Consider the following 26,552-nt stretch of genomic DNA (forward strand, 5'->3'; position numbering starts at 1 on the left):
GTTTTTCGCGAGCAAGCTCGCTCCTACAGACTGGCATTAGGGCTTGCCCCCCTCCCACATTTTGTTCTGTGTACAGTTGATCAGTCGTCGAGGGCTTTGACGGATTTTGGCGACAACCGCAGGCTGCGCAAACTGCGCTTCACGCTCTTGAGGTGGTTGACCAGGCTCGGCCCGCGGGCCATGGCCACGCCCATTGCCAACACATCGATCACCACCAGGTGAGCAATGCGCGAGGTCAGCGGTGTGTAGATCTCGGTGTCTTCGTGTACGTCGATCGCCAGGTTCACTGTGGACAATTCCGCCAATGGCGTCTGGCTCGGGCACAGGGTGATCAGCGAAGCGCCGCTTTCACGCACCAGGTTGGCGGTGATGAGCAGGTCTTTGGAGCGACCGGACTGGGAAATACAGATGGCCACGTCGGTGGGCTTCAAGGTCACCGCCGACATCGCCTGCATGTGCGGGTCGCTGTAGGCCGCCGCCGTGAGCAGCAGACGGAAAAATTTGTGCTGGGCGTCGGCCGCTACCGCGCCGGAAGCACCAAAGCCATAGAACTCCACGCGCTGGGCCTGGGACATCGCGGTCACGGCCTTTTGCAGCTCCACCGGGTCGAGCTTCTCGCGCACTTCCATCAAGGTGTGCAAGGTGGTGTCGAAGATTTTCAGGCTGTAGTCAGCGACCGAGTCGTCTTCATGGATCGCAAACTGGCCGAAGCTCGCACCGGCGGCCAGGCTTTGCGCCAGCTTGAGTTTCAAGTCCTGGAACCCGGAGCAACCGATGGCGCGGCAGAAGCGCACGATGGTCGGCTCACTGATGCCCACGCTGTGGGCCAGGTCGGCCATGGAACTGTGCATCACAGCCGCTGGGTCAAGCAGCACGTGATCGGCAACCTTGAGTTCCGATTTGCGTAACAGGTGGCGCGACTGGGCGATATGTTGCAACAGGTTCAAAGGGCAGGACTCTTGTTATTGGCAGACGCCAGGGATGTAGCAAGCTTGTAGTTATACTACAAGAATTGCCGTTTTGCCCGCCTGATGCAGCACTAAATCGCCCCGCTCCCCTCTGAAACTAAGGGCAGAGGCTTTGTAGCCACAGGGACGCCACTTGAGTCGTTAAGAAAAATCTGGATTTTTTCGTAACAAATCTGCCAGCCCCTCAGCGTCCATCGGCCGGCTGATCAGATAACCCTGCACCTCGTCGCACTGCTCGCTTCGCAGGAAGTCCAGTTGCTGCTGGTCCTCCACGCCTTCGGCCACCACTTTGAGCGACAACCCATGGGCCATGGCAATGATCGCCCGGGTAATGGCCGCATCCTCGCGGCCCTGGCCAAGACCCCGGATAAAGGTCTGGTCGATCTTCACGTAGTCCACCGGAATCCGCTTGAGGTAGCTGAGGGATGAATAGCCGGTGCCGAAATCGTCGATGGCCAGCTTCACGCCCAGGTCGCGTAGCTGCCGGAAGGTGGTGATGATGTGCTCGACACTGTCGAGCAACTGGCTTTCGGTCAATTCCAATTCGAGGTATTGCGGGTCCAACCCGGTCTCCTCCAGCACCTGGCGCACCAGACTGACCAGCTTGCCCTGGCGCAACTGATGCACCGACAGGTTCACCGACACCCGAATCGGCGCCAGCCCCTGGCGTTGCCACTCACAGGCCTGCCAGCACGCCTGGCGCAACACCAGCTCACCCAACGGCACGATCAGGCCGGTTTCTTCGGCCAGGCCGATAAAGTCTCCCGGCGGCACCAGGCCCCACTGCGGATGTTCCCAGCGCACCAGGGCCTCGGCCGCATTGAGCGTGCCGGTGGCCAGGCACAGTTTGGGTTGGTAGAACACCGTGAGCTGGCCCTCGTCGATGGCCTTGCGCAGATGGTTTTCCAGTTGCAAGCGCTCCAGGGTGCTGGCTTGCAGGCTGTCGGTGTAGAACTGGAAATTGTTCCCGCCCAGGTGCTTGGCATGCTGCATCGCCATATTCGATTGGCTGACCAGCGCAGAAATTTCCCGCGCGTTATCCGGCAGCAGGCTGACGCCCATGGAGGCGCTGACCACCAGCTCATGCCCCTCCACCGTCACCGGCACGCGCAGCTTGGCCAGCAGCCGAGTCGCCACCCGCGCCAGGCTCGACAGGTTGCCATAGGCGTCGAACAGCACAGCGAATTCATCACCGGACAGGCGTGCAATGGTGTCTGCTTCCGGCAGTGCGTTGATCAAGCGCCGCGCCATTTTCTGCAACAGTTGGTCGGCCACTTCATGGCCAAGGCTGTCATTGAGCAGCTTGAAACGGTCGAGGTTGATGTGCAGCAGCGCCAGGCTGCGCCCACCCTGACGTACGCGTTGATGCGCTTCGCGCAGCCGTTCGCGAAACAGCGAACGGTTGGCCAGGCCGGTCAACTCGTCGTAATGGGTGAGGTAGCGCATGCGCTCCTCGGACTCGCGCCGCGCGGACAGATCGGCGAAAAAGCCCACTATATGACTGGCATTTCCGCGAACATCGCGCACCACGCTCAGTTGCAGCCACTGCGGGTACAGCTCGCCGTTCTTGCGTGTTTCCACCAACTCGCCCTGCCAGGTGCCGTGGCTGAGCAGCGCCTGGCGGATCACCGGGAAGTGGCGCCGGGCATCGCGACTGCTGGGCAGCTCCACGACATTGCGACCGAGCATGTCGTCGATGTCAAAACCGGTGACACGGCTGAACGCCTGGTTGACGGCGAGCAGCACATAGTTCGGGTCGAGAATCACGATGCCTTCGCTGGCGGCCTCGAACACCGTCGAGGCGAGCCGTTGCTGTTCTTCCACGGCCTTGCTGGCACTGATGTCGCGGCGTGTGCCGAGCATGCGGATCACCCGGCCACTGGGCGAACGCTCTACCGCGCGCCCCCGGTCCTCGATCCACACCCAGTGCCCATCGCCATGGCGGATGCGGTATTCCACCTGATAGTCCTCGCTGCGGCCCTTGAGATGCTCCACCAGCGCATGCTTGAGCAGCGGCAGGTCGTCGGGGTGCAGGCGCGGCTTGAGATGGCTGAGCATCGCGGTGACAAACTCAGGTTCCAGCCCGAACAGTTCCTTGAGCTGGGTGTGGTGCACCTCATCGGTTTGCAGGTTCCAGTCCCACAGGCCCAGTTCACTGGCCTGCAGCGCCATGGCCAGGCGCGCCTCGCTTTGATTCAGGGCGAGGCTGGCGGCGTCCAATTCCTGGCTGCGCAGCGCCACACGGTCTTGCAGGCCGACCTGGGCTTCACGCAGCTCCTGTTCGACCTCGCGGCGCTGCTCGACTTCGCGCAGCAGTTCCTGATTCAACTGCTCGCTGCGCTGCTGCGCCTGCTGCAAATGCTCGATCAGGGCCTGGTTCTGGAAGCGTCGCAGCAGCCCGCGCTGGATCAGGCGGTTGACCTGCCACGCCACCACACTCAACGACGCCAACAGGATCAGACCGAGCACGCCCCAACCCTGTTGCCGCGAGGTGCCATTCCAGAACAGATAGGCGATGACCGGCAACAGGCAGGGCAAGGCGAAGGACAGAAAGGCCCAAAGGCTGACGGCATAGGCCACGCTGGCCGACAACGTCGCCGCGCCGATCAGGCCGAACACCCAGGCCTGTTGCATGAAGCTGTCGGTCGGCACCAGGGCGATGGCGGCGACCGACAGGGTCAGGCCGCTGACCGCTGAACCGAGCATGAACATGCGCCGCCAGACGGGCTGGGCCTGCCGGCTGGGCATCGCCGAATCAAACGCCGCCACCTGGATGACGCGCATCGCCACCAGGGCCAGCAACCAGACCAGCCAGACGCTGTCGAGCAGGTATTGCTTGGGGTCCCACAAAAGCCAGGCGCAGACCAAACCGTTGACCAGCATCAACAGGGTCGGCAGCAGCGAGCCCTGATACAGCAGGCGTGTACGCTCGACCGCGATCTCGGTGGCATAGTGTTTGCGGATAACCTGCGCAGGCGCCGCCGAGGGGCCGAACAGGTCAGTGTCAAAGGTCATAGGCAGTGTTCTTATAATGGTGAGCCCGAAACGTCGTCGGAGCATACACAAGCAAGCGCTCGGACCAAACCGCTCCAGGTCATAAAAACCCATCGCCGGTTGAGCGCAAAACGTTGTCCCAGACAGCTTGAACGAGACGGCACGCGGGCTGTGGCGCATGACTAACCGGTCATCCGCACCCGCAGAATGTTTGCGCGCAGGTAGTTTTGTGTCGACCACCCGGCATTGGGATTTGCCCGTCTCCCCCCGGCACCCTAGAATGCGCCGATGCGCGATGATCTCTCCCTTTTGCTGAACTCCCTCAACGATGCCCAACGCCAGGCCGTAGCGGCCCCCGTTGGCCGTCAGTTGGTCCTGGCCGGTGCTGGCTCCGGTAAAACCCGAGTCCTGGTGCACCGTATCGCCTGGTTGATCCAGGTCGAGAACGCTTCTCCCCATTCCATCCTGTCGGTGACGTTCACCAACAAGGCGGCTGCCGAGATGCGCCATCGCATCGAGCAGTTGATGGGCATCAGCCCGGCCGGCATGTGGGTGGGCACCTTCCACGGGCTGGCGCACCGCCTGTTGCGGGCGCATTGGCAGGAAGCGGGGCTGAGCCAGACGTTCCAGATACTCGACAGCGACGACCAGCAACGCCTGGTCAAGCGGGTAATCCGCGAGCTGGGCCTTGATGAACAGCGTTGGCCGGCACGCCAGGCCCAGTGGTTTATCAACGGCCAGAAAGACGAAGGCCTGCGCCCGCAACATATCCAGGCCAGCGGTGACTTGTTCCTGGCGACCATGCGCAGCATCTATGAAGCCTACGAGGCGGCGTGCTTACGCGCCGGTGTGATCGACTTCTCCGAACTGCTGTTGCGTGCCCTTGACCTATGGCGCGACAACCCCGGCTTGCTGGCCCATTACCAGAAGCGCTTCCGGCACGTGCTGGTGGACGAGTTCCAAGACACCAACGCCGTGCAATACGCCTGGTTGCGCCTGCTTGCCAAGGGCGGCGACAGCCTGATGGTAGTAGGCGACGACGACCAGTCGATCTACGGCTGGCGCGGCGCGAAAATCGAGAACATCTACCAGTATTCCGAAGACTTCCCGGACGCGGTGACTATCCGCCTCGAGCAGAACTACCGCTCCACCGCCGGGATCCTGAAGGCCGCCAACGCCTTGATCGCCAACAACACCGGGCGCCTGGGCAAAGAGCTGTGGACCGACGGCGGCGAAGGCGAAGCGATCAACCTGTACGCCGCGTTCAATGAGCACGATGAAGCGCGCTACGTGGTGGAAACCATCGAAAGCGCGCTGAAAACCGGCCTGGCGCGCAGCGACATCGCCATTCTCTACCGCTCCAACGCCCAATCGCGGGTGTTGGAAGAAGCCTTGTTGCGCGAGCGCATCCCGTATCGCATCTATGGCGGCCAGCGCTTCTTCGAGCGGGCGGAAATCAAGAACGCCATGGCCTACCTGCGCTTGCTGGAAGGTCGCGGCAACGATGCGGCGCTGGAGCGGGTGATCAATATTCCGGCCCGTGGCATCGGTGAAAAAACCGTCGAGGCCATTCGCGAACACGCCCGCCATGCCGATGTGTCGATGTGGGAGGCCATGCGCCTGCTCATCGCCAATAAAGGCCTGACAGGTCGCGCCGCCGGCGCATTGGGCGTGTTTGTCGAGCTGATCGAGAACCTCGCGGCCAAATGCGCGGAAATGCCCCTGCACTTGATGACCCAGACCGTGATCGAACAGTCCGGGCTGATCGCCTACCACGAGGCGGAGAAAGGCGAGAAAGGCCAGGCCCGCGTAGAAAACCTCGAGGAACTGGTCAGCGCCGCCCGCGCCTTCGAAAACATCGAGGACGATGAAGAGCAGACCCCGCTCGCCGCTTTCCTTGGTCACGCATCGCTGGAGGCTGGCGATACCCAGGCCGACGAGCATGAAGACAGCATTCAACTGATGACCTTGCACAGTGCCAAGGGCCTGGAATTCCCGTATGTGTTCCTGGTGGGCATGGAAGAAGGCCTGTTCCCCCACAAGATGAGCCTGGAAGAGCCCGGCCGCCTTGAGGAAGAACGCCGCCTGGCTTACGTGGGCATTACCCGGGCCATGCAGAACCTGGTGATGACCTATGCCGAGACCCGACGCCTGTACGGTAGCGAGACCTACAACAAGGTGTCGCGCTTCGTACGTGAAGTGCCGAAGGGGCTGATCCAGGAAGTGCGTCTGTCCAACAGCGTCAGTCGCCCGTTCGGCGGCGGCCAGCAGCAGAACTCCAGCACTATGTTTGCCGGCTCCGAGATCCCGGAAACCCCGTTCAGCCTGGGCCAGCAGGTCCGACATGCGATCTTCGGCGAGGGCGTGATCCTCAATTTCGAAGGCGCCGGCGCCCAGGCGCGGGTGCAGGTCAACTTCGCCGAGGGCAGCAAGTGGCTGATGATGGGCTACGCGAAACTCGAAGCCGTCTGAAGCCGATCGTTTGTGGCGAGGGAGCTTGCTCCCGCTGGCGTGCGCAGCGCGCCCGTTTTTGGGGCTGCTGCGCAGCCCAGCGGGAGCAAGCTCCCTCGCCACAATAAGCCCGCCTATGAAACACTGCGTAACATGAAGACTCATGGCTCGCCCTTGTTTTAGACGAGTATGGAGCCAATATCTGTAATAAGTCCTACAGACCATTCTGAATCGGTCCTACGTAAAAGCCCGAAACATTATGTCGCTAGCCACTGTCACGACACCTGTGCAACATGGCGCGCGTGCAATCCACAAATGGGAATTCCCTTTATGAAACGTTTTCTTAGCATCGCCATGGCGTTGTGCATCGGCTTGACGATGAGCCTCGACGCCAACGCCAAACGCTTCGGTGGCGGCAAAAGCATGGGCTCGGCACCGACCCACCAGACCAGCCAGATGGCTCCATCCGCCGGTGCCGGCGGTGCTGCGGCTACCGCAGGCGCGGCCGGTGCTGCGGGCGCTGCTGCCAAGGCCGGCGGTGCTTCGCGCTGGTTGGGCCCATTGGCCGGCATCGCCGCCGGTGGCCTGCTCGCCTCCATGTTCATGGGCGGCGGCTTCCAGGGCATGCAGATCTTCGACATCCTGATCCTGGCCGTTATTGCCTTTGTGATCTTCCGCTTTATCGCCGCCCGTCGCCGCAAGCAGCAGGAGCACCTGGCTCCGGCCGGCGCGCCGATGCAGCGTGAAGTGTTCGAGCAAAAACCGGCCATGGGTTCGATCTTCGGTGGTTCGGCAGCGCCTGCCGCCGCCCGTCCGGTGATCAACGCACCGGCCTGGTTCAACGAGGAGCGTTTCGTCGAAGCGGCCCGCAGCCACTTCCAGTCCCTGCAGCAGCACTGGGACGCCAACGAAATGGACAAGATCTCCGAGTTCGTGACCCCGCAACTGCTCGAGTTCCTCAAGCGCGAACGCGCCGACTTGGGTGACGCCTTCCAGTCGACCTATATCGACGACCTGCGCGTACAACTGGAAGGCGTGGATGATCGCGCCGACAAGACCATCGCCACCCTGACCTTCAGCGGTGTGTCGAAGACCTCGCGTTTCGACCAGGGCGAAGTGTTCAGCGAAAGCTGGAACATGGAACGCGCCCAAGGCGACAACCAGCCATGGCTGGTCGCCGGTATCCGCCAGAACGGCTGATACCTGCTCGTTTGAGCACGCGGTAACAAAACCCCGGACATGTCCGGGGTTTTCTATTTCACGGTTGCACTTATAGCGAGCTACTGTATAAAACGCCCCTATAAACCGCGCCTACTAGCAAGAGGATCCCGGCCGTGGAAGAAATCATCGAACAACTGCGTGAAGCCAACGAACCGGTCCCGGTTCCTTTGGAGCTGCCTGACGAAGACCAACTGGTGGAAATCGAGGAACAACTGTTCATCGACATCCCGTTTGTGTTCCGCGAATTCCTGCTGACCGTCAGCGACGTGGTCTACGGCAGCCTTGAGCCGGTGACCGTCACCGACCCGCAATCCCACACTTATCTGCCGGATGTTGCCGCCAACGCCTGGGATGCCGGGGTTGATCGCAGCATGATCCCGATCTGCCAGGATGGCGACGATTACTACTGCGTCGAGGAAGACGGCACCGTGGTGCTGTGGTCCGCCGAGGAAGAACTGGTCCAGGAAGAGACCTGGGAGTCGGTGTGGCACTGGGCACGGGACGTCTGGCTGGAAAGCTGATTCCCAAACCCCGCTAGTGCTCCGGCGTATCCTTGTGGTTATCCAGCGTCTCCAGCAAGGCCACCTGCATCCGCGTATGCACGCGGATGAACCAGCGCCAGAGCACCGCCGCCACCGCCGCCGTGACTACCGCGATCAGCACCAGCAACTTGTTGGTCGGCAGAATACTGGCCGACAAGGCTGCCAACAGCAGGAAGATCACCAGCAGTGACAGGATGGGGATCAACTCTGCAATCACCCGCCGCACCCGCTGGGTATGCCGGCCCGCCATTTCCGGCTTCACGCTCATCTCGGCCAGCAACATCGACAACGCCTTGAGCTTGCGATACGCCGCAATCAGGAACGGCAGCGACAAGAACAACGCCCCGCCCCAGATCAATGCCTTCTGCCAGCTTTGATCGCTGATCCAGCCTTCCAGATACCCACCGATGCGCGCCGCAAAAAAGCTTCCGGCGAAGAAGATCGCGATCACCAGCGCCAGGTTCACCCCTACTTGCAGCACGATCTTACGAATCATCGACGCCAGCATGGCGCCTTCGCCTTGAGGCTGAATACTGCGCAGCCATTCGCCATACATCCCGAATACCCGGCTCATGCGCTGGGGCATCACGGCGGCAATTTTCAACGACAGCGGGTCGGCACCGCGGATCAGGTAAGGCGTGAGCAAGGTGGTGATCGCCGAAACCGCCACCGCCACCGGGTAGAGAAAGTCGCTGGTCACTTGCAGGGTCATCCCCAGCGCCGCGATGATGAAAGAGAACTCGCCGATCTGTGACAGCCCCATGCCCACCCGCAGCGAGGTGCGACCATCGTTGCCAGCGATAAACGCGCCCAGCCCGCACGACAGCATCTTGCCCAACACCACCGCCACAGTGATCACCGCAATCGGCCAGGCGTACTGCAGCAAGATCTGCGGGTCGATCATCAACCCAATGGCCACGAAGAAAATCGCACTGAACATGTCGCGCACCGGCTCGATCAGGCGCTCGATTTTAATCAGTTGGCGTGACTCGGCCATAATCGCACCGATCAGGAAGGCCCCCAGCACCATGCTGTATTCGAGCTTGACCACCAGCAGGCAGAAGCCGAAACACAGGCCCAACACGGTGATCAGCAGCATCTCGTTGCTTTCGAATTTGGCGACGTAAGCCAGCAGGCGGGGCACCAGCAGAATGCCAATCACCAGCGCAACAATCATGAACAACGACAGCTTGCCCACGGTGGAAAACACCTCGCCGGAGCTGACCGTGCCACTGACGGCGATGCTCGACAGCAAAGCAATGATGCCGATGCCCAGGATGTCCTCGACGATCAGCACGCCGAATATCAGCTGGGCGAACCGCTGATTCTTCATCTTCAGGTCATTGAGCGCCTTGACGATGATGGTGGTCGAGGAAATCGCCAGGATCGCGCCGAGAAACAACGAGTCCATGGTGTTCCAGTCGAACCATTGGCCGATTTCGTAGCCGATCCAGATCATCAGGATGATTTCCAGGAACGCCGCGATAAACGCCGTGGCGCCTACCTTGAACAGCTTGCGCAGGCTGAACTCCAGGCCCAGGCAGAACATCAGGAAGATCACCCCCAGTTCTGCCAGGGTCTTGATCGTATCTTCATCGTGAATCAGGCCGAACGGCGGCGTGTAGGGGCCAATGATGAAGCCGGCAACGATGTAACCCAGCACCACCGGCTGCTTGAGGCGATGAAACAGAATGGTGACAACCCCTGCCACCAACATGATCACGGCCAAATCCTGGATAAAACTGATGGCGTGCATGGCGAAGGGCTCCTTGAAATGGCTGGCGCTTTCTCACTTTCCGCGTGTGCTACCGCTGAAAGAAAAGTCTGCCGTGATCGTAAGAAATGCCCGGAGATGGGCTTTTGAAGGTTAACACCGCGACTTCCGCCGGAAAGCCGGTGCAATATATGGAAACAGATCGACCCGCGCGTGACGGCAAGCCGTCCACTGGCGTCCCGTTAGGGATGGCGCTGCAAAGACCCCAGCACCCGCAGAGGTGCCCTACCCAACCAATGCCTACAACCCGTGAGTGTGCTATGGAACCCGGAAACGCCCAGCTGTCGATGACGGTATTGATGACCCCAGACATGGCCAATTTCTCAGGCAATGTCCACGGTGGCACCCTGCTCAAGTACCTCGACGAAGTGGCGTACGCGTGCGCCAGCCGTTATGCCGGCCGTTACGTGGTCACGCTGTCGGTGGATCAGGTGATTTTCCGCGAGCCGATCCATGTCGGCGAGCTGGTGACCTTTCTCGCGTCGGTCAACTACACCGGCAACACCTCGATGGAAGTGGGCATCAAGGTGGTGACCGAAAACATTCGTGAACGCTCGGTGCGTCATACCAACAGTTGCTTTTTCACCATGGTAGCGGTGGACGACCAGCGCAAACCGGCCGCCGTGCCGCCCTTGCAGCCGCACAACAGCGAAGACAAGCGCCGCTTCGTGCAGGCCCAGCAGCGTCGGCAGATTCGCCAGGAATTGGAAAAGCGCTATCAGGAAATCAAGGCCGACGCGCCTTAAATTCCAAGCTGCGAACCGAATCAAATGTGGGAGGGGGCTTGCTCCCGATAGCGGTGTGTCAGCCAGTCTATTGGTAGCTGACACACTGCCATCGGGAGCAAGCCCCCTTGTGTCTTGAGTCAGGATTAGACTGAGGGTGAGAGCGGTGAGTAGCAAGCTGAATGCCCCGAGTGCTTAAAGCACGTGTGGGAGCCCACGCTGCTACTCACCTCTCCGCTCTGGACATGAGCCCGAACAGTTGAACGAGCCCACCTCGAACAGTTACAAGCGTGGGCCAAGCCAGAGCGCTCTCACTCTAAGTGTAAGAGGATTTGGCCATGTTTTCCTGTTCCGCAGGCATTGATGTTTCCAAAGACAGTCTTGAGGTTCGGATTCATTCACTTGAAGCTGGGGTAAGCTGTTCCAACACTGAAAGAGAGTTACCGGCGTTGATCGGTTGGCTAATGCTTTACCAGGTTAATCGCGTGTTGGTGGAAGCCACGGGCGGCTACGAGCGCAAAGTCGTCAAAGCGGCCCAGGCTGCCGGCCTTGAGGTTATGTGCGTTAACCCCCGTCGCGCCAAAGAGTTTTCCAGAGCGATGGGTCAAAAAGCCAAAACCGACCCGATAGACGCAAAGTCTCTGGCGCACTATGCAGCCATTCTAGACTCGCCAAGTGCCCGAATCACAAGCCCGGAACACGACAAGCTGCGCGCGTTGGTCCAGCAGCGGGAACATTTTGTTCAGCAAAGAGATGACGACAGACGACGCCTGAAAACTGCTTCCTGCGATGCGGTAAAGCCTGCATTGCAGAGCCATATCGACTATTTGAACACGGCAGTGGAGGCGATAGATCAACTAATTCGTCAAAGTGCGAACGAGCTAGATAGCGAAAAGGTGGCTCGACTGTGTTCAGTCAAAGGCATCGGGTTGGTTACTGCCACCAGTCTTATGGCTTACCTGCCCGAGCTGGGAGAAATTGGCGGACGCCCTATCGCAGCATTAGCGGGACTCGCTCCGTACAACAACGACAGCGGAAGGCATAAAGGTGCACGTCATATCAGTGGCGGAAGGTTTTCAGCTCGTCGCTCACTTTACATGGCCTGTTGGGTGGTCATCCGGGACCAGCCAGAATTCGGGACTCGATATAAGGCGCTACGTGATAAAGGGAAATGCGCCAAAGTCGCGTTGATCGCCTGTATGCGCGTTTTGTTGGTACGCCTGAACGCGATGCTGCGCGACCGTACTGAATGGATAGAGCGCACCGCTTAGCGCGGTAGCAGCTACTTCGTTCAACATCGCACGGCCTAAGGCTGTGGGAGCTTTGCTGCCTATGAGAAATGACTTCTGAATTGAATCCATTAAGACAGTTGCTCCCACATTGGTTCTGTGTGCTTACAGGCTGATCGGCGTGGCCTCAAACCGTACGCGCGGATGGGCAATGCGATCCTGCGCCCGCACCAGTTCCAGTTCATAACTGGCGCAGGCCTGGGTCTCCAGCAGCACCTCGTGCACCGCCGCGGCGGTGAATTCGAAGGCCGCCAACAGGCTATCGCCCAGCAGCACCCGCGCCAGGAACAACCCTGACGTCAGGTCGCCCACACCCACCGGCTGGCGCGGGAATGCCAGCAGTGGCCGACGCAAGTGCCAACTGCCATCAGCCGTCACCAGCAGCATCTCGAAGCCGTCCGGCAGCTTGCCGGGGTAATCCAGATGCTTGACCAGCACCGCCTTCGGCCCGCGCGCCAGCAGGGCTTTGGCCATCGCCAGGCAATCGAACAGCGATTGCGGTTTGCGCCCGGCAAAGCTGTCCAGCTCCAGTTGGTTGGGGCATAGGAAATCCGCCATGGCCGCCGCCTCGTTCAGCAGGAAATCACTGACTTCCTGCGGCACGATGCAGCCTTTTTCAGGGTGGCCCATCACCGGGTCGCACAGGTACATTGCCTTGGGGTTGAGCGCCTTGATGCGCGCCACGCCGGTAAGAATCGCACGCCCCTGATCCGCACTGCCGAGGTAGCCGGACAGCACTGCATCGCAGTTACCCAGCTCGCCGATCGCTGCGATACCTTCCACCAGTGCCGGAATCTGCTGCGGCGCCAGCACTTCGCCCGTCCAGTGGCCATACTGTGTGTGGTTGGAGAACTGCACCGTGTTGAGCGGCCATACGTTCACCCCGACCCGCTGCATGGGGAACACGGCGGCGCTGTTTCCGGCGTGGCCGAAAACCACATGAGACTGGATCGCAAGCAGATGGGGTGTGCGTTTCATGCAGGAGATGTCCATAAAGCCGTTGAAATTCTGGCCGCGCAGTATGCGACTAAACGCAGCCTGTACGACAGACCGGCGACACAGTTAAGCTGCGCTCACTTTGCTGGAGTTCATGGAATGCTGACCCTGGGAAACATGTTCGTGTTGATGCTGCTGGCGACCGGCGCCGCTTGGGTCTGGCACAACCATGGCCTGCGCGAGCGCGCGTTGGAGCGGGTCAAGCAGCACTGCGCCAAGCTCGATATCGAACTGCTCGACGGCGCGGTGGCACTCAAACGCATCGGTTTCGTGAAGGATGCCAAGGGTCGGCGCCGGTTGGCACGGGTCTACAATTTCGAGTTCACCGTGACAGGCGAGGCTCGCCACAGCGGCACCATTACCCAATTTGGCGCCCACAGCGCGCAGATTGAATTGGCGCCCTACCCGTTCGAAGCCAAGGAGCCGCTGCCCAGCGCCAACGTCATCGAGCTGAGCCAGTGGCGCCAGGACCACGCAACCAAGAACCGTCAGTAACGGCAGGCAGCCAGAGCGGCCTGCAATGCCGCCACGTTCTGTGGTGCGTTGAAGATCAATTCGATACGTGAATCGCGGCGCCATTCGCTGGGTTGCCAGGCGAGTGAACTGTTATCCACAGCGTTGGCGGACATCCACGCGTCACGGCTGTGTATAACCAGTTTGGCGCGACGCCATTGCAGACCCGTCAGCCATTGGCTCACTCGTTCCAGGTCAAATCCCTGGCTCGGATGCCAGCGCCAGCCAATGCTCCAGCCACCTTCCTCGGCTTGGCTCAAGCAGATTGGCAACGTGGGGTCACTCCAGATCGCCGGCATTTGCGCCAAGCCTTGGGGCACCGCGAAGTTATCCACAACCTCGCCAGCCTTGGCTTTCAAGCCAGGCAATTGTTCCAGAGGCAACTGAGCCTGGCGCGTCCAATAGAGCGCGTTGCCAGGTAACCGCTGCTCAATAGCCTGGCGTTGCTCAGCGTCCAGCGCCTCATCCTTGTTCAACACCAGCAAGCCGGCACCGGCCAGCGCCTCCTGCTGCGCTTGCGGCAAGGGTTTGCCCGCTGCCAGGGCCTGGGCGTCCAGCACCAGCACCCAGGGCTGAACCGCCAGCACGCCTTGCCATGGCGCTTCGCCTAACTGTTTGAGCAACTGCGCCGGATGGCCCAGGCCCGACGGCTCGATAAACAACCGATCCGGCTTGGCCTTACGCAATAACCGCCCCAGGCCTACCTGGAACGGCGCGCCATTCACACAACACAGGCAGCCACCCGCCACTTCGCCCAAGGCAATGCCATCGTCAGCTTGAGTGAGCAAGGCCGCGTCCAGGCCGATCTGCCCGAACTCGTTGATCAGCACCGCCCAGCGCTCGTTGGCCGGGCGTTGGGCAAGCAGGTGTTTGATCAGGCTCGTCTTGCCGGCACCCAAGGGCCCGGCAATCACATGGGTGGGAATGTTCTGCAGCATGGGTTGGCATCATTCAGACCGTGTAGAGCGTTTGATCCTACGCGTTTATGCAAGCCAATCCAGCGTGAGGATCAAGCGACGCTCATTGGCTTTCAGTGCAGGTGAGCGGTGAATGAGGCCATGGTCTTCGTTGCCATGCCATTTGGTGCCCTTGAGCAGAGCCACCTCGCCACAGAGGATTTGCTCGATGCGCTCGGTGGGCTCTGCGTCGGGCTGGCTTAATCGCCGGCGGTCCATGACGCCTTCGCGCAGCCATTGGCTGCCGACGCCAGCGTAGGTGGTGATCAGCCGCACAGGCACATGGTCGACGTGAAAACGCGGGCACATGGCCCTGTCCAGCAGGCGCAGACGCACGCCGATGCGCCTGGCGCCCAGCAGGCAGGCGAATGCACTGACCAGCCAGGACACATCGGCGATAAAACCATCATAGCCTTCAAGATCGCGGCAATGGGGCGCCAGCCCCTGCAGGTTCGGCGCGCTGTCTTCGCGGTCCAACTCGATAACCAATGCCTCGGCCAGCGGCTCATCGAGCGCCACGACCAAGGCGGCGAATTCGGCGATGTGCAAGGGTAATTGGCGCTGCCACAGCGCCAGGTTCACGCCGTCTTCCAGGATGTCAGACAGCGCCAGCGGGGTTTGCCCGCGGGTTTGGCGAACCACCGGGCGCAGGGGAGTAAGCGGGGCCAACATCAGGCGGCGGCCTCTTCATACCAAGGGCCAAAGGGATCGGCCAACTGGCGCCAAGCTTCGACGCCCAGGGCCATTTCTTCATCCGTGAGCAAGCATTGGTCCAGCTCGGCGCGCATCTGCGCAAAGTCGATGTGCTGGCCGATAAACACCAGCTCCTGACGGCAATCACCAGTGCCCGGTTGCCAGTTGTCCATGATCGCCGCGACACTTTCTGCGTCTTGCGGCCACTGGCTTTTCGGCACAAAACGCCACCAGCGCCCGGCAAAGCCATGGCGCATCAAACCACCGGCCTGGGACCAACTGCCGGCGTCCTGGTGTTTGCTGGCCAGCCAGAAGAAGCCTTTGGAACGCAACAGTTTGCCGTTCTCCCAAGGCCGGTCGATAAAGTCGAAAAACCGCTGTGGATGAAACGGGCGGCGCGCACGGTAAGCGGTGGACGCAATGCCGTACTCGTCGGTTTCCGGCACGTGTTCACCGCGCAATTCCTGTAACCAGCCCGGTGCCAGGGCAGCCCGTTCGAAATCAAAGCGGCCGGTGTTGAGGATCTTGTTCAACGGCACTTGCCCCATGACCATCGCAATGATCTGCGCCTGGGCATTGAGGCGCTCAAGAATGGCCATCAGTTCTTCGCGCTCGCGGCTGCTGATCAGGTCGATCTTGCTGACCAGTATCACGTCGGCGAATTCGATCTGTTCGATCAGCAGGTCGGTGATCGAGCGCTCGTCCTCCTCGCCCAAGGTTTCCCCACGTGAGGCCAGACTTTCTGCGGCCTGGTAGTCGAGCAGGAAATTCACCCCGTCGACCACCGTGACCATGGTGTCCAGGCGTGCGACATCCGCCAGGCTCTGCTGGTTTTCATCGCGAAACGTGAAGGTTTCGGCCACAGGCATGGGTTCGGAGATGCCGGTGGATTCGATCAGCAAGTAATCGAACCGACCTTCCCTGGCGAGCTTGCCGACTTCTTCGAGCAAGTCCTCGCGCAGGGTGCAGCAGATGCAGCCGTTGCTCATCTCCACCAGTTTTTCTTCGGCGCGATTGAGCGTAACGTCGCGCTGCACCTCACTGCCGTCGATGTTGATTTCGCTCATGTCGTTGACGATCACCGCCACCCGCAGGTTTTCGCGGTTGCGCAGTACATAGTTGAGCAGGGTGCTTTTGCCGGCGCCGAGAAAGCCGGACAACACGGTGACGGGTAGACGGTTGGGCATCGGATCGCTCTCATCAGGCTGCCCGGTCGAGCCAGGCTTTGTTTTTATGTTATAGTATAACAATGCAAATAAGCCAACCCTCCTTACTCTTCGCGATTTGCGCCCTGTTATCAGCAGTGGCAGGACCTGCCTGTGCCCAACCCCCAAACCCGGTGGCTCACTGCACGCGCAGCGCCAACCTGCTGGCCTGTGTCGACCCGCTGGGCAATGCCTACAGTGTGGCGACCGTTGGCAGCACCACGTATCTGCGCGGGTTCGAAGTGATCGGCAAACGCTACTGGGCACAAACCAATAGCCGCTATGGGCAGCTGACGTTCTTTACCGGATTGGCATCGGACGGTGAGGCGTGGGTTGGCTACACGCGGCGCGTGGGCTGGACCACCCTTAACCGGTTCTCCAGTTCGGGCGGCGCCAGCGCCAGGTTCACCTGCAGCCGAATGACCGGCTGTTAGACCTGGCCCTTCTTCTGTTCCTGCACCCATGCCATATAGCTGTTCATCGGCGGGTTCTTTTCGAAGTATTTCTTCAGCCCGTCGAACAGACCGTCTGCCACCGCCTGCTGATGGCGCGCAGTCACCAGCCGCTGGGCGTCCTGGGTGTTGGAGATAAACCCGGTCTCGACCAGGATCGACGGCACGTCCGGTGATTTGAGCACCGCGAACCCGGCCTGCTCCACGCGTTTCTGATGCAGGCTGGTGATGTTTTGCAGGCTGCCCAACACCGCGCTGCCCAGCTGCAGGCTGGAGGCGATGGTGGCGTTCATCGACATGTCGAGAATCACGCCCGCGAGCATTGGGTCCTTGTCCTTCAGGTTGAGTAACGTCGTGGCGCCCAGCAGGTCCGCGCCGTTTTCGCGCTGCGCCATGAAACGTGCAGTTGCCGAGGTAGCACCGCCCTCGGACAACGCATACACCGAGGCCCCCGATGCGGTGAGCCTGGGTGCCGCGTCGGCATGCACCGAGATGAACATATCGGCTTTGTGCTGGCGGGCTATGTCCACACGCTTGCGTAAAGACACGAAGAAGTCGTCGTTGCGCACCAGCTTCACATCGAAACCCTTTTCGCGTTTCAAGCGTTTAGCCAGCAACTGGGCAATCGACAACACCACGTCTTTTTCCCGCTGGCCTTTGGAGCCGATGGCGCCGGGGTCTTTGCCGCCATGGCCAGGGTCGACCACCACAATGATGTCGCGCCGGGGATGAGCTTTATCCACCGGCGCGATCAATGGCGCAGGCGCGGCCGCGATTTGACGAGGCGCCGAGGTAGCGCGCGTCAGGTCGAGCACCAGGCGATGGCCCTGACCCTCCTGAGGCGGCAACAGGAAACTGTTGAGCTGCATCGGTGCGGCCAGGTCCAGCACGATGCGGGTGTCGTCCTTGCCGAAATGCCCGGAGCGAATCGAAGTAATTCCGCTGTTCTTCAGCATCAACTGGGAAAAGTCACCACTGAGCCCGGCGCCGCTCAGGTCAATGATCACGCGATCCGGCGCGGCCAGGAAAAACGTCTTGTATTGCACCGGGCCGCTGAGGTCGAACACCAGCCGCAGCTTATCCTCCGAACGCCACAGACGCGCATTGCGGATTTGCGTGGCGCAGGCCCCCAGCGGCAAGGCGAATAAGGGGCTGACCAGCAGCAGGTTGAGGAGCTGACGTCTGTGCATGACCAATACCGCAAATAAAGGAGCGTCCCTGCTCGACGTGACTGAAGAAAGGCTGGGGCAGAAATTTCATCGTCGAAGCGATTGTTATACTATAACATGTCGAATTATTTCCAACGATGGACCTGCTTATGAATGCGCTGACTCTGCCGGATATCGCTGCGCAGGCTTCACGCCAAGCCTTGCCACTCGACTGGGTCGGCATGAGCGGCATCGCCTTGCCGGTTCTGCTCGAGGGCCAACGTCTACCTGCCACCGCCGATGCAGGGGTGAGCCTGGACGATGGCTTGGCGCGTGGCATTCATATGTCACGCCTGTACCTGGCGCTGCAGGCGTTCGACCAGCAACCGCTTACGCCTGCACTTCTGCGTAATGTACTGCAGCGCTTTCTCGACACACATGAAGATTTATCTAACAACGCCTACCTGCGGATCCACACCCATTTACTGTTGAAACGCCCCGCCCTGGTCAGCCCACTGGACGGTTGGAAGCGCTACCCGGTAAGCATCGAGGCACGTCTGGAAAACCAGATGTTCCACGTGGAACTAAAAATTGACGTTGCTTATTCCTCAACCTGCCCGTGCTCCGCTGCCCTTGCCAGGCAATTGATTCAGCAGCAATTTCTCGAAGATTTCGCCAACACGCCATTGCGGCATGCAGACGTGTTGACCTGGCTCGGCAGCACCAATGGCATCGTCGCCACGCCCCACAGCCAGCGCAGCAGCGCACAGCTGCATGTGCACCTGCAAGGCGACCAATTGGCCATAGTCGATTTGATCAACGCTGCCGAAGCCGCGCTCGGCACCGCTGTGCAAACCGCAGTGAAGCGTGCCGACGAACAAGCCTTCGCGCTGGCCAACGGGCAGAACCTGATGTTCTGCGAAGACGCCGCCCGCCGCCTGAACCTCGCCTTGAAACGCTCGGATGCGGTCAAAGCCTTCCACCTCAAAGTGATCCACGCCGAAAGCCTGCACGCGCACGATGCCGTGGCTGAAAGCCGCTGGACGAGACCCTCCCCATGATCACCTGCAACGCTTTGCGCTGGGGCGCCCCGGGCCAACCGCTGACCCCCGCCGTGGATTTCACCCTGGCAAAGGGCAGTCTCACTGGCGTCATCGGCCCCAATGGCTGTGGCAAAAGCAGCCTGCTCAAAGTCATCGCCGGCCTGCAAAAGCCGCTGGCGGGGACCGTCAGCGTGGCTGTTCCACGCCGTGGCGGCTTGGCGTTCCTGCCTCAGCAGCAACACCTGGACCGCCAGTTCCCCATCAGCCTGCAAGAACTGGTTGCCGCCGGATTCTGGGGCACCCGGCTCACACCACCGCAACGCAGCGAGCGCCTGCAAACCGTGCTGGAAGACTGGTGCCTCAGCGGCCTGGAGCAACGCCCCTTGATGGCCCTATCGGGCGGCCAGCTACAACGCGCCCTGCTCGCCCGCATGAGCCTGGCCGACGCACCGGTCCTGCTGCTCGACGAACCTCACGCGGCCCTCGACGAAGAAGGCCAGGCGCTGTGCTGGAAACACATTCACGCCTGGCACGAAGCGGGCCGCACGTTGATGGTCGTCTGCCATGACCTGGCCTCGGTGCGCCACCACACCCCGCACGTGCTGCACATCAAAAGCACCGGCTGCGCGCTGGGCCCAAGCAAAGAGCTGATCCGCCCACAACCGCAATTGCAGGTGGCCTGATGCACTTTGCTGCTCACTTGTGGATGCCCTTTGTCGACTTCGTCTTCATGCGCCGCGCGCTGATCGGCGGCCTGGTACTCGCCTGCAGCACTGCGCCGCTGGGCGTGTTTCTGATCCTGCGGCGCATGAGCCTGATCGGTGACGCCGTGGCCCACGGCATCCTGCCCGGTGCCGCCCTGGGCTTCTGGTTCGCCGGGTTGAGCCTGCCGGCACTGACTATCGGTGGCCTCGGTGCGGGCCTGAGCATGGCCGGGCTGTCCGCCTGGATCACCCGCCGCACCGGCCTGCGTGAAGACGCCAGCCTTGCCGCCATCTACCCCATCTCCCTCGCTGCCGGCGTGCTGATCCTGGGCATCGCCGGCAAGCGCCTGGACCTTTTGCACCTGCTGTTCGGCTCGGCCCTGGCCGTGGATGAAACCACCCTCACCGGCATGCTCTGGGTCTGCGGCTTGAGCCTGATCGCCATGGCGCTGATCTACAAACCGCTGCTGCTCGATACGCTCGACCCGCTGTTTCTGCAAACCGTCAGCCGCCTCGGCCCGCTGGCCCATGGGCTGTTCCTGACCCTGGTGGTGCTGAACCTGGTCATCGGTTTCCAGGCCATCGGCGCCTTGATGGTGGTGGGTTTGATGATGTTGCCGGCCATCGCTTCGCGCTTCTGGAGCCGGCGTCTGCCGGTGCTGATCGCAGTATCGGCGGTGCTGGGATGCCTGTCGGTGTGGCTGGGATTGTTGCTGTCGTTCTACTACTCACTGCCCAGCGGCCCGGCCATCGTGCTGGTGGCGGGCGCCGGGTATGCGTTGTCCGTGGTTTTCGGTCCGGTGCACGGCTTGCTGCGCCGCCCGCCCTTGCTTACATCCCAATGAGGTGTTTTCCGATGCGCGCTCTACTCGTGCTGTTCAGTCTGCTGCTGCCCCTCTCGATGGCCCAGGCCGCCGATAAACTCCAAGTGGTCACCAGCTTCAGTATTCTCGATGACATCACCCAACAGATCGGTGGCGATCATATCCAGATCAGCAACATGGTCGGCCCGGACGCCGACGCCCATACCTACGAACCCACGCCGGACGACGCCAAGGCGTTGCTCAAGGCGAAACTCATCATCAAGAACGGCCTCGGCTTCGAGCCCTGGTTGGACCGACTGGTGCGCAGCACCGAGACCAAGGCCACGGTGGTCACCGCCAGCAAAGGTGTGATCTCCCACACCATGGACGAGGACGGCGAGACCATCCCGGACCCACACGCCTGGCACAACCTGGCCAACGCCGAGATTTACGTCAACAACATCACCAAGGCGCTGGTGACCGCTGACCCGGCCAACCAGGCGGACTACCTGCGCAACAGCCAGGCCTACCTGAAAGAAATCCACCGCGTGTTGGCCGAAGCCAAGGCCAAGTTCGGCGCACTGCCGTCGGGTAACCGCCGTATCGTGACCTCCCATGACGCCTTCGGTTACCTGGGCCAGGCCTATGGCATCCAGTTCCTCGCGCCACAAGGTTTGTCCACCGAGCGCGAACCGTCAGCCGCCGAAGTGGCCGCGCTGATCACCCAGATTCGCCAGGACAAGGTCAAGGCCGTGTTCATGGAGAACATCAAGGACTCACGCCTGCTCAAGCAAATTGCCGACGAAAGCGGCGCGCAGATCGGCGGCACGCTGTACTCCGACGCCCTCGCCACCGAAGGCCCGGCCAGCACGTTTATCGGGCTGTTCGAATACAACCTCAATACCTTGTGCGCGGCTCTGGGCACACCATGATTCGCAATGCCTGATGGTTCTGCGTCAAGCGCGAGGTTTGACGGTACCGCAATCGTTGCCCAGCCATTGCGCGTGAGTGTCCAGGCTGCCCTTTTGCTGGATGCCGGTGGCATTGAAGGTGCCGTTGACGGTGGTGGTGAATTCTTTCTGGCTCTGGAAAGTCGCCACGCCTACGCCTTGGGCTTTCGGGCAACTGAAGCGGAATTTCCATTGGTTGCCGGTCTTGTCGGTCACTTGCTGTTTGCAACCTGATTGCGGGTCCGTCAGGGGGATGGAATCGGACGCGACCTGAGCCGGCGTCAGGCACACCTGCACGCCTTTACCGGCCATGGTGATGCCCTGTTTTTCCAGCATGGCGCGCTGTTCAGGGGTCATCTGTTGCTTGAGCTGACCGAGGATCAGCGACAGGTCCGGCAGGTCCTGGTTATCGACTTTCATATTGCTGGTGGTCAATTCCCACAAGCCCGGCGCCAACATCTGTGCCTGTGCTGCCACCGGCAGCGACAAACCAACAACCATGGATAAACAGAGCAGACGAGCATTCATCGGGTAACTCCTGGGCAATTGTGGGCGTTAGACGCTGCAAAGGTGCCAGTGTTGCACGGCAAATAAAATAGCGACATTCACTGTGGAACATGGTCTGTTACGCATTGGACTGCCCGGAGTAATGTCGTTCATGGATTTTTTTGGCCCGCACCTGCTCGCCTACTTCATTGCCACGCTGCATTTTTTCGGGAGCCTCGCCGCGATCCATGCGGTACTGACCGTCAGGACCGCCCAAGGCTCGATTGCCTGGGCGTTGTCGCTGATGTTCATGCCTTACCTCACACTGATTCCCTACCTGATTTTCGGCCGCAGCACCTTCGACGCCTACATCCAGGCGCGTCGCCAGGCCAACCAGGAAATGCACACGGCCATCGCCGAATTGAACTGGCGCCCCTGGGTCGAGGAAGCGCTGGCCGCGCGCAATTCCAGCGCCTACGCCTCTTTGCGCGCCATGCCCAAATTGGGCCGCATGCCCTGCCTGGCCAATAACCAAGTGCAGTTGCTGATTAACGGCGACGCCACCTTCAGTGCAATTTTCGAGGCCATCCGCAGCGCGAAAACCGCTGTGCTGTTCCAGTTCTTCATCATTCATGACGATGAACTCGGTCGCCAACTGCACAGCTTGCTCACGGCAAAAGCGGCCGAAGGCGTGAATATTTACGTGCTCTACGACCGCATCGGCAGCCACGCCCTGCCCCATCGCTATGTGCAGTCGCTGCGCGACGTCGGGGTTAACGTCAAAGCCTTCGCCACCCGCAGCGGCTGGCTGAACCGCTTCCAGGTCAATTTTCGCAACCACCGCAAGATCGTGGTGGTGGACGGCATCACCGGGTTCGTCGGTGGGCACAATGTGGGCGATGAATACCTCGGCAAAAAGCCGCCCCTGTCGCCATGGCGCGATACCCATGTGCAGGTCACCGGCCCAGTGGTGGCGTGCTTGCAAGAGTCGTTTGCCGAAGACTGGTTCTGGGCCGCACGCCAACTGCCACCCCTGATTCTGCCGGACGCTTACCCCGAAAATGGCGTGCTCTGTCAATTGCTCGCCAGCGGCCCGGCCGACGCGTATGAAACCTGCTCGCTGTTTTTCGTCGAGGCCATCCACGCCGCGACCGAACGCGTGTGGATCACCAGCCCGTATTTCATCCCCGACGAAGCCGTATTCGCCGCCCTGCGCCTGGCGGTCTTGCGCGGTGTCGACGTGCGCCTGTTACTGCCATCGCGCCCTGATCACCGCATCGTCTACGCCGCCTCCAGCCTTTACGCGATCGAAGCGGTACGCGCTGGCGTGCGGGTGTTCCGCTATACGCCGGGCTTTCTGCATCAGAAGGTGGTGCTGGTGGACAGCGAAATCAGCGCCATCGGCAGTGCGAACATGGACAACCGTTCGTTCCGGCTGAATTTCGAAGTGATGTTGCTGACGGTCGACGAAGCCTTCGCCAAAGAGGTGGAGCGGATGCTGCTGGACGACTTCGCCCTGGCCCATGAAGTCAGCCAGGAGGAAAGCCGCGAAACCCGGCGCCTGCAACAGCTGGGCATGCGCGTGGCGCGCTTGATCTCGCCGATTCTGTAACAAATGTGGGAGGGGGCTTGCTCCCGATGGCGGCGTGTCAGCCAGCTAATGGGTAGCTGATAAACCGTCATCGGGGGCAAGCCCCCTCCCACATTTGGCTCTTCAGTGTTCTGAAAAAACGCGTCAGCGGTAGATATCCTCCCGCGTCCACGGCAGTTCATGGCTGCCATCGGCATGGGGTTTCACCGCCAGGATCTGATGCAGGTTGATCCAACCCCGCGCAAAGGCATAGGCGCAACCCGCCAGGTACAGGCGCCAGATACGCAAGGCGTGCTCCGGCACCATCTTCGCCGCTGCTTCGAGGTTGTCCTCCAGGCGCTCGCTCCAATGGTCCAGGGTGCGCGCGTAGTGCAGGCGCAGGCTTTCGACGTCGACCACTTCCAGCCCGACTTCGCTGATTTCGGCCGTCATCATCGCCAGGTGCGGCAGCTCGCCGTTGGGAAACACATAGCGCTCGATAAAGTCCCCGGCGCCACGGCCCACGGGGCGACCGTCGGTGTGTTTGGCGGTAATGCCATGGTTCATCACCAGGCCGCCCTCACGCACGGCGCCGTGCAGAATCTGACAGTATTGCGCCAGGTTGGCGTGGCCGACATGTTCGAACATGCCCACGCTCACCACTTTGTCGAAACGGCCATCCTGCGGCAGGTCGCGGTAGTCGAGCAGCTGCAGGTCGACCTGGTCCTCCAGGCCCTCGGCCTTCACCCGCTCCTGGGCCAGGGCCAGTTGTTCCTTGCTCAAAGTAATCCCAAACACCTTGACCCCAAATTCCCGCGCCGCAAACCGCGCCAGCCCGCCCCATCCACATCCCACATCGAGCAGATACTCACCCGGCTGCAGCCGCAATTTGCGGCACAGATGGCGGAATTTGTCTTGTTGGGCCTGGTCGATGGACTCGCTGCCGGTTTCAAAATAACCGCAGGAATACACCATGTCCTGGTCCAGCCATAGCTGGTAGAACTCGTTGGACAGGTCGTAATGGTAGGAAATGGCCGCCGCGTCGGTCGCCTTGTCGTGGATCGAGCGCACCGGCCGAGGGCCGTCGTCGTCTTCGATCAAGGCGTGACTCAACTCGTCACATACCCTGATTACCTCGGCAATGGAGCCTTCCAGCTCCAGTTTGCCCTCGACGAAGGCTTCGCCCAGGGCGTCGAGCGTGGGGTGGGTCAGTTGTGAGACGACCGTAGGGTCCTTGACCACGATGGTCACACTGGGCTCGGGGCCCAGGTTGAATTCATGGCCGTCCCAGAGTCGAAGACGCAGCGGTAGCTGAAGATTCTGTAAGGCCGGTGGAAGTTGCGCGAGCATGAGTAGTCCCCCCTTATTTCAGACGTCTGCTGTGAGGGTAGACCATCCAAAATAAAGTAGGAAGCTATCGATTAAATAACTGCCTTCTATATAGCCCGACGCTCGAGCAACCCGTCCTGGATCCACTGTTTCAACCATGTGGCCGCTTGCAGTGGCGCACCCTCTCCATAAGTGACTGCCAACTCAACGCACAGTTCTGAAAAGTTCCAGCCGGTGGCGGTCATGCCCATCAGGGCGCGGGCTTCGCCGGGCTCGAGACTGCGGTAACGACACAGGTTCTGATGGCGCCACACCAGGCAGGCCTGCGCCGGGTCCAGCGCCTGGCTGCCGGGAAAGTCCGATTCATCCTTATTGGCCCGCCAGATGCTCAGCGTGTTGAAACGGCACGTTAGCTGCTGCACTGAAGGCACCAGCGATACGCGCAATGCCGGCCAGTCTTCAGGCGCCAGTTGCGCCATATGGTCGAGGGTCAGCGCCTCGCCCGCAGGCGCGTCGAATGCCAGGGTGAATGCCCACTCCAGCCGCGCCAGTTCGGCCAGCGGGGCACTTTGTTCGGCCGTCAGGTGTTCAAGGATAAACCCTGCAAAACGTTCACCCAGCCAGCGCAGGCTGTAATGGGCCGAGGGATAACGACGAATATACGCTTGGCTCAGCGCGGCAAATTCATCATCGCCCAGCCAATACCGGATGGCGGCAAAGTCGTGACGTAATACGTCCTGCAATCGGGACAGGTAGGCGTTGTGATAAATCGCCAGGCCCGTGTCCACATCCAGCGTCGGCCCGCCAAGCAAGGTGGCGGCAAAGCCACTGTCGGCGGTGCAGGTTTCAGACAACAGATGTGCCTCGAACGCTCGTTGCCAATCGATCAAGCGCATAGCGACCGCCTGGCCAACGCAGTGGCACCCAGTTCCCGGGCCTTGTTCAATTCAGCCAGCAGCACTTCGAACGGCGGGAAATGATCGTCGCGCTCCAACAACGTCGAGACCGGCCCCAGATGCTCCAGCGTGCGCTGATAGAGCGCCCACACCGGATCGCATACCGGCTGATCGTGGGTATCGACCACGTAGTCGCCGTAGTCCCTATGCCCCGCCAGATGCAGCTGGCGAATGCTTTCAGGCGGCAGGTTGCGAATGAACGTCCAGGCATCGAACCCGTGATTACGCGAACTGACGTACACATTGTTCACGTCCAGCAGCAATTGGCATCCCGTCAGGTGCGCCAGGGCATTGAGAAATTGCCACTCGGTGAATTCATCGGCCTTGGAGCGCACATAGCTGGAGACGTTTTCCAGCACCAGCGGGCGTTGCAACACGTCTTGCACCTGACGCACGCGACTGGCCACGTGGTACAGGCTTTCTTCGGTGTACGGCAGGGGCAGCAGGTCATGCAACTGGTGCGCGCTGCCACGGCTCCAGCACAGGTGATCGGAAATCCAGGCTGGCTGGATGCGCTCGGCCAGGGCCTTTACCTGCTTGAGATAATCGGTGTCGATGGCATGGGGCCCGCCGATCGATAACGACACGCCGTGCATCACCAAGGGATAGCGTTCGGCTATGGCGTCCAGGTAATACAAGGCCTTGCCGCCCTGCACCAGATAATTCTCGGAGATCACTTCGAACCAATCCACTGCCGGGGATTGGGCAAGGATCTGTTCATAGTATTCGTGACGCAAACCCAGGCCGTAACCCAGGGAGGGGAGAGAACGGGTCATCATGCGCT

Annotated in this window: 24 protein-coding genes; 12 read left to right on the top strand and 12 right to left on the bottom strand. The window is 60.9% G+C overall.

What is annotated here, in order from left to right:
- Positions 1-80: 80 nt before the first annotated feature.
- Together hexR and C4J84_RS25895 are read right to left on the bottom strand one after the other, a co-directional pair.
- Complete coding sequence (gene hexR / locus C4J84_RS25890; RefSeq protein ID WP_003177007.1) at positions 81-947, bottom strand: transcriptional regulator HexR; 867 nt, start codon at positions 945-947, stop codon at positions 81-83.
- Between the two features lie 162 nt (positions 948-1,109).
- Positions 1,110-3,983: an EAL domain-containing protein gene (locus tag C4J84_RS25895; protein ID WP_124436279.1), complete on the bottom strand. Its 2,874-nt coding sequence runs from the start codon at positions 3,981-3,983 to the stop codon at positions 1,110-1,112.
- A 267-nt stretch (positions 3,984-4,250) separates the two neighbouring features.
- On the opposite strand from C4J84_RS25895, the gene uvrD reads away from it, so the two are divergent.
- From uvrD to C4J84_RS25910, 3 genes are all read left to right on the top strand, one after another.
- On the top strand, positions 4,251-6,434 hold the full coding sequence (gene uvrD, locus C4J84_RS25900) for a DNA helicase II (RefSeq protein ID WP_124436280.1): 2,184 nt from the start codon (positions 4,251-4,253) through the stop codon (positions 6,432-6,434).
- A 309-nt stretch (positions 6,435-6,743) separates the two neighbouring features.
- On the top strand, positions 6,744-7,613 hold the full coding sequence (locus C4J84_RS25905; protein WP_124365039.1) for a Tim44 domain-containing protein: 870 nt from the start codon (positions 6,744-6,746) through the stop codon (positions 7,611-7,613).
- A 134-nt stretch (positions 7,614-7,747) separates the two neighbouring features.
- A complete protein-coding gene (locus C4J84_RS25910) occupies positions 7,748-8,155 on the top strand; it encodes an SMI1/KNR4 family protein (RefSeq protein WP_078735291.1) in 408 nt (135 codons plus the stop codon).
- Positions 8,156-8,168: 13 nt separating this feature from the next.
- Here C4J84_RS25910 and C4J84_RS25915 read toward each other — a convergent pair whose 3' ends face one another.
- Positions 8,169-9,932 (bottom strand): cation:proton antiporter, encoded by a 1,764-nt coding sequence (locus C4J84_RS25915; protein WP_124372331.1) that lies wholly within the window; start codon positions 9,930-9,932, stop codon positions 8,169-8,171.
- 278 nt (positions 9,933-10,210) lie between these two features.
- Here C4J84_RS25915 and C4J84_RS25920 point away from each other — a divergent pair, with 278 nt between their 5' ends.
- Positions 10,211-10,696, top strand: coding sequence for an acyl-CoA thioesterase (locus C4J84_RS25920; RefSeq protein ID WP_034110411.1), 486 nt, complete (start codon positions 10,211-10,213; stop codon positions 10,694-10,696).
- 317 nt (positions 10,697-11,013) lie between these two features.
- Entirely contained in the window at positions 11,014-11,946 is a 933-nt protein-coding gene (locus tag C4J84_RS25925; RefSeq protein ID WP_124369104.1) for a transposase, read from the top strand.
- A gap of 123 nt (positions 11,947-12,069) precedes the next feature.
- Here the strand turns inward: C4J84_RS25925 and pdxY are convergent, their stop codons facing one another.
- Positions 12,070-12,942 (bottom strand): pyridoxal kinase PdxY, encoded by an 873-nt coding sequence (gene pdxY / locus C4J84_RS25930; RefSeq protein ID WP_124372332.1) that lies wholly within the window; start codon positions 12,940-12,942, stop codon positions 12,070-12,072.
- A 117-nt stretch (positions 12,943-13,059) separates the two neighbouring features.
- Between pdxY and C4J84_RS25935 the strand changes: the two genes are divergently transcribed.
- Positions 13,060-13,455: a DUF3301 domain-containing protein gene (locus C4J84_RS25935; protein WP_124365041.1), complete on the top strand. Its 396-nt coding sequence runs from the start codon at positions 13,060-13,062 to the stop codon at positions 13,453-13,455.
- Here C4J84_RS25935 and C4J84_RS25940 read toward each other — a convergent pair.
- Genes C4J84_RS25940 through zigA form a run of 3 tightly spaced genes read right to left on the bottom strand, consistent with a single transcriptional unit; the run spans position 13,449 to position 16,309 of the window.
- Entirely contained in the window at positions 13,449-14,411 is a 963-nt protein-coding gene (locus tag C4J84_RS25940; protein ID WP_124372333.1) for a GTP-binding protein, read from the bottom strand. The genes C4J84_RS25935 and C4J84_RS25940 overlap by 7 nt on opposite strands.
- Before the next feature lie 45 nt (positions 14,412-14,456).
- Positions 14,457-15,101 carry a DUF1826 domain-containing protein gene (locus C4J84_RS25945; protein ID WP_124372334.1) on the bottom strand — a complete coding sequence of 215 codons (645 nt, stop codon included), beginning with the start codon at positions 15,099-15,101 and terminating at the stop codon, positions 14,457-14,459.
- A complete protein-coding gene (gene zigA / locus C4J84_RS25950) occupies positions 15,101-16,309 on the bottom strand; it encodes a zinc metallochaperone GTPase ZigA (protein WP_124372335.1) in 1,209 nt (402 codons plus the stop codon). The genes C4J84_RS25945 and zigA overlap by 1 nt, the downstream gene beginning before the upstream one ends.
- 62 nt (positions 16,310-16,371) lie before the next feature.
- Between zigA and C4J84_RS25955 the strand changes: the two genes are divergently transcribed.
- The gene (locus C4J84_RS25955) at positions 16,372-16,761 is read left to right on the top strand and encodes a glutamine synthetase (protein WP_124372336.1); all 390 of its coding nucleotides are present in this window, start codon (positions 16,372-16,374) and stop codon (positions 16,759-16,761) included.
- Here C4J84_RS25955 and C4J84_RS25960 read toward each other — a convergent pair.
- A complete protein-coding gene (locus C4J84_RS25960; protein ID WP_124436281.1) occupies positions 16,758-17,969 on the bottom strand; it encodes an N-acetylmuramoyl-L-alanine amidase in 1,212 nt (403 codons plus the stop codon). The genes C4J84_RS25955 and C4J84_RS25960 overlap by 4 nt on opposite strands.
- A gap of 128 nt (positions 17,970-18,097) precedes the next feature.
- On the opposite strand from C4J84_RS25960, the gene folE2 reads away from it, so the two are divergent.
- From folE2 to C4J84_RS25980, 4 genes are read left to right on the top strand one after another with little or no spacing between them, the layout of a single operon-like run.
- Positions 18,098-18,988 carry a GTP cyclohydrolase FolE2 gene (gene folE2, locus C4J84_RS25965; protein WP_124436282.1) on the top strand — a complete coding sequence of 297 codons (891 nt, stop codon included), beginning with the start codon at positions 18,098-18,100 and terminating at the stop codon, positions 18,986-18,988.
- Positions 18,985-19,653, top strand: a complete 669-nt coding sequence (locus C4J84_RS25970) for a metal ABC transporter ATP-binding protein (protein ID WP_124372339.1) — start codon at positions 18,985-18,987, stop codon at positions 19,651-19,653. The genes folE2 and C4J84_RS25970 overlap by 4 nt, the downstream gene beginning before the upstream one ends.
- Positions 19,653-20,519, top strand: coding sequence for a metal ABC transporter permease (locus C4J84_RS25975; RefSeq protein WP_124365049.1), 867 nt, complete (start codon positions 19,653-19,655; stop codon positions 20,517-20,519). Before C4J84_RS25970 ends, C4J84_RS25975 begins: the two co-directional genes overlap by 1 nt.
- 11 nt (positions 20,520-20,530) lie before the next feature.
- On the top strand, positions 20,531-21,409 hold the full coding sequence (locus tag C4J84_RS25980) for a metal ABC transporter substrate-binding protein (RefSeq protein ID WP_124436283.1): 879 nt from the start codon (positions 20,531-20,533) through the stop codon (positions 21,407-21,409).
- Positions 21,410-21,433: 24 nt separating this feature from the next.
- On the opposite strand, the gene C4J84_RS25985 is transcribed toward C4J84_RS25980, so the two are convergent.
- Positions 21,434-21,955 carry a DUF3617 domain-containing protein gene (locus C4J84_RS25985; protein ID WP_065933659.1) on the bottom strand — a complete coding sequence of 174 codons (522 nt, stop codon included), beginning with the start codon at positions 21,953-21,955 and terminating at the stop codon, positions 21,434-21,436.
- 130 nt (positions 21,956-22,085) lie between these two features.
- Between C4J84_RS25985 and cls the strand changes: the two genes are divergently transcribed.
- The gene (cls, locus tag C4J84_RS25990; RefSeq protein WP_124436284.1) at positions 22,086-23,525 is read left to right on the top strand and encodes a cardiolipin synthase; all 1,440 of its coding nucleotides are present in this window, start codon (positions 22,086-22,088) and stop codon (positions 23,523-23,525) included.
- A 123-nt stretch (positions 23,526-23,648) separates the two neighbouring features.
- On the opposite strand, the gene cfaB is transcribed toward cls, so the two are convergent.
- From cfaB to C4J84_RS26005, 3 genes are all read right to left on the bottom strand, one after another.
- Complete coding sequence (cfaB, locus tag C4J84_RS25995) at positions 23,649-24,833, bottom strand: C17 cyclopropane fatty acid synthase CfaB (RefSeq protein ID WP_124365052.1); 1,185 nt, start codon at positions 24,831-24,833, stop codon at positions 23,649-23,651.
- Positions 24,834-24,919: 86 nt separating this feature from the next.
- Positions 24,920-25,708 (bottom strand): DUF2063 domain-containing protein, encoded by a 789-nt coding sequence (locus C4J84_RS26000; RefSeq protein WP_124436285.1) that lies wholly within the window; start codon positions 25,706-25,708, stop codon positions 24,920-24,922.
- Complete coding sequence (locus C4J84_RS26005; protein WP_124436286.1) at positions 25,699-26,544, bottom strand: DUF692 domain-containing protein; 846 nt, start codon at positions 26,542-26,544, stop codon at positions 25,699-25,701. Before C4J84_RS26005 ends, C4J84_RS26000 begins: the two co-directional genes overlap by 10 nt.
- Positions 26,545-26,552: the final 8 nt, after the last annotated feature.

This window comes from Pseudomonas sp. R11-23-07 (genome assembly GCF_003852295.1).
Classification (GTDB): Bacteria; Pseudomonadota; Gammaproteobacteria; order Pseudomonadales; family Pseudomonadaceae; genus Aquipseudomonas.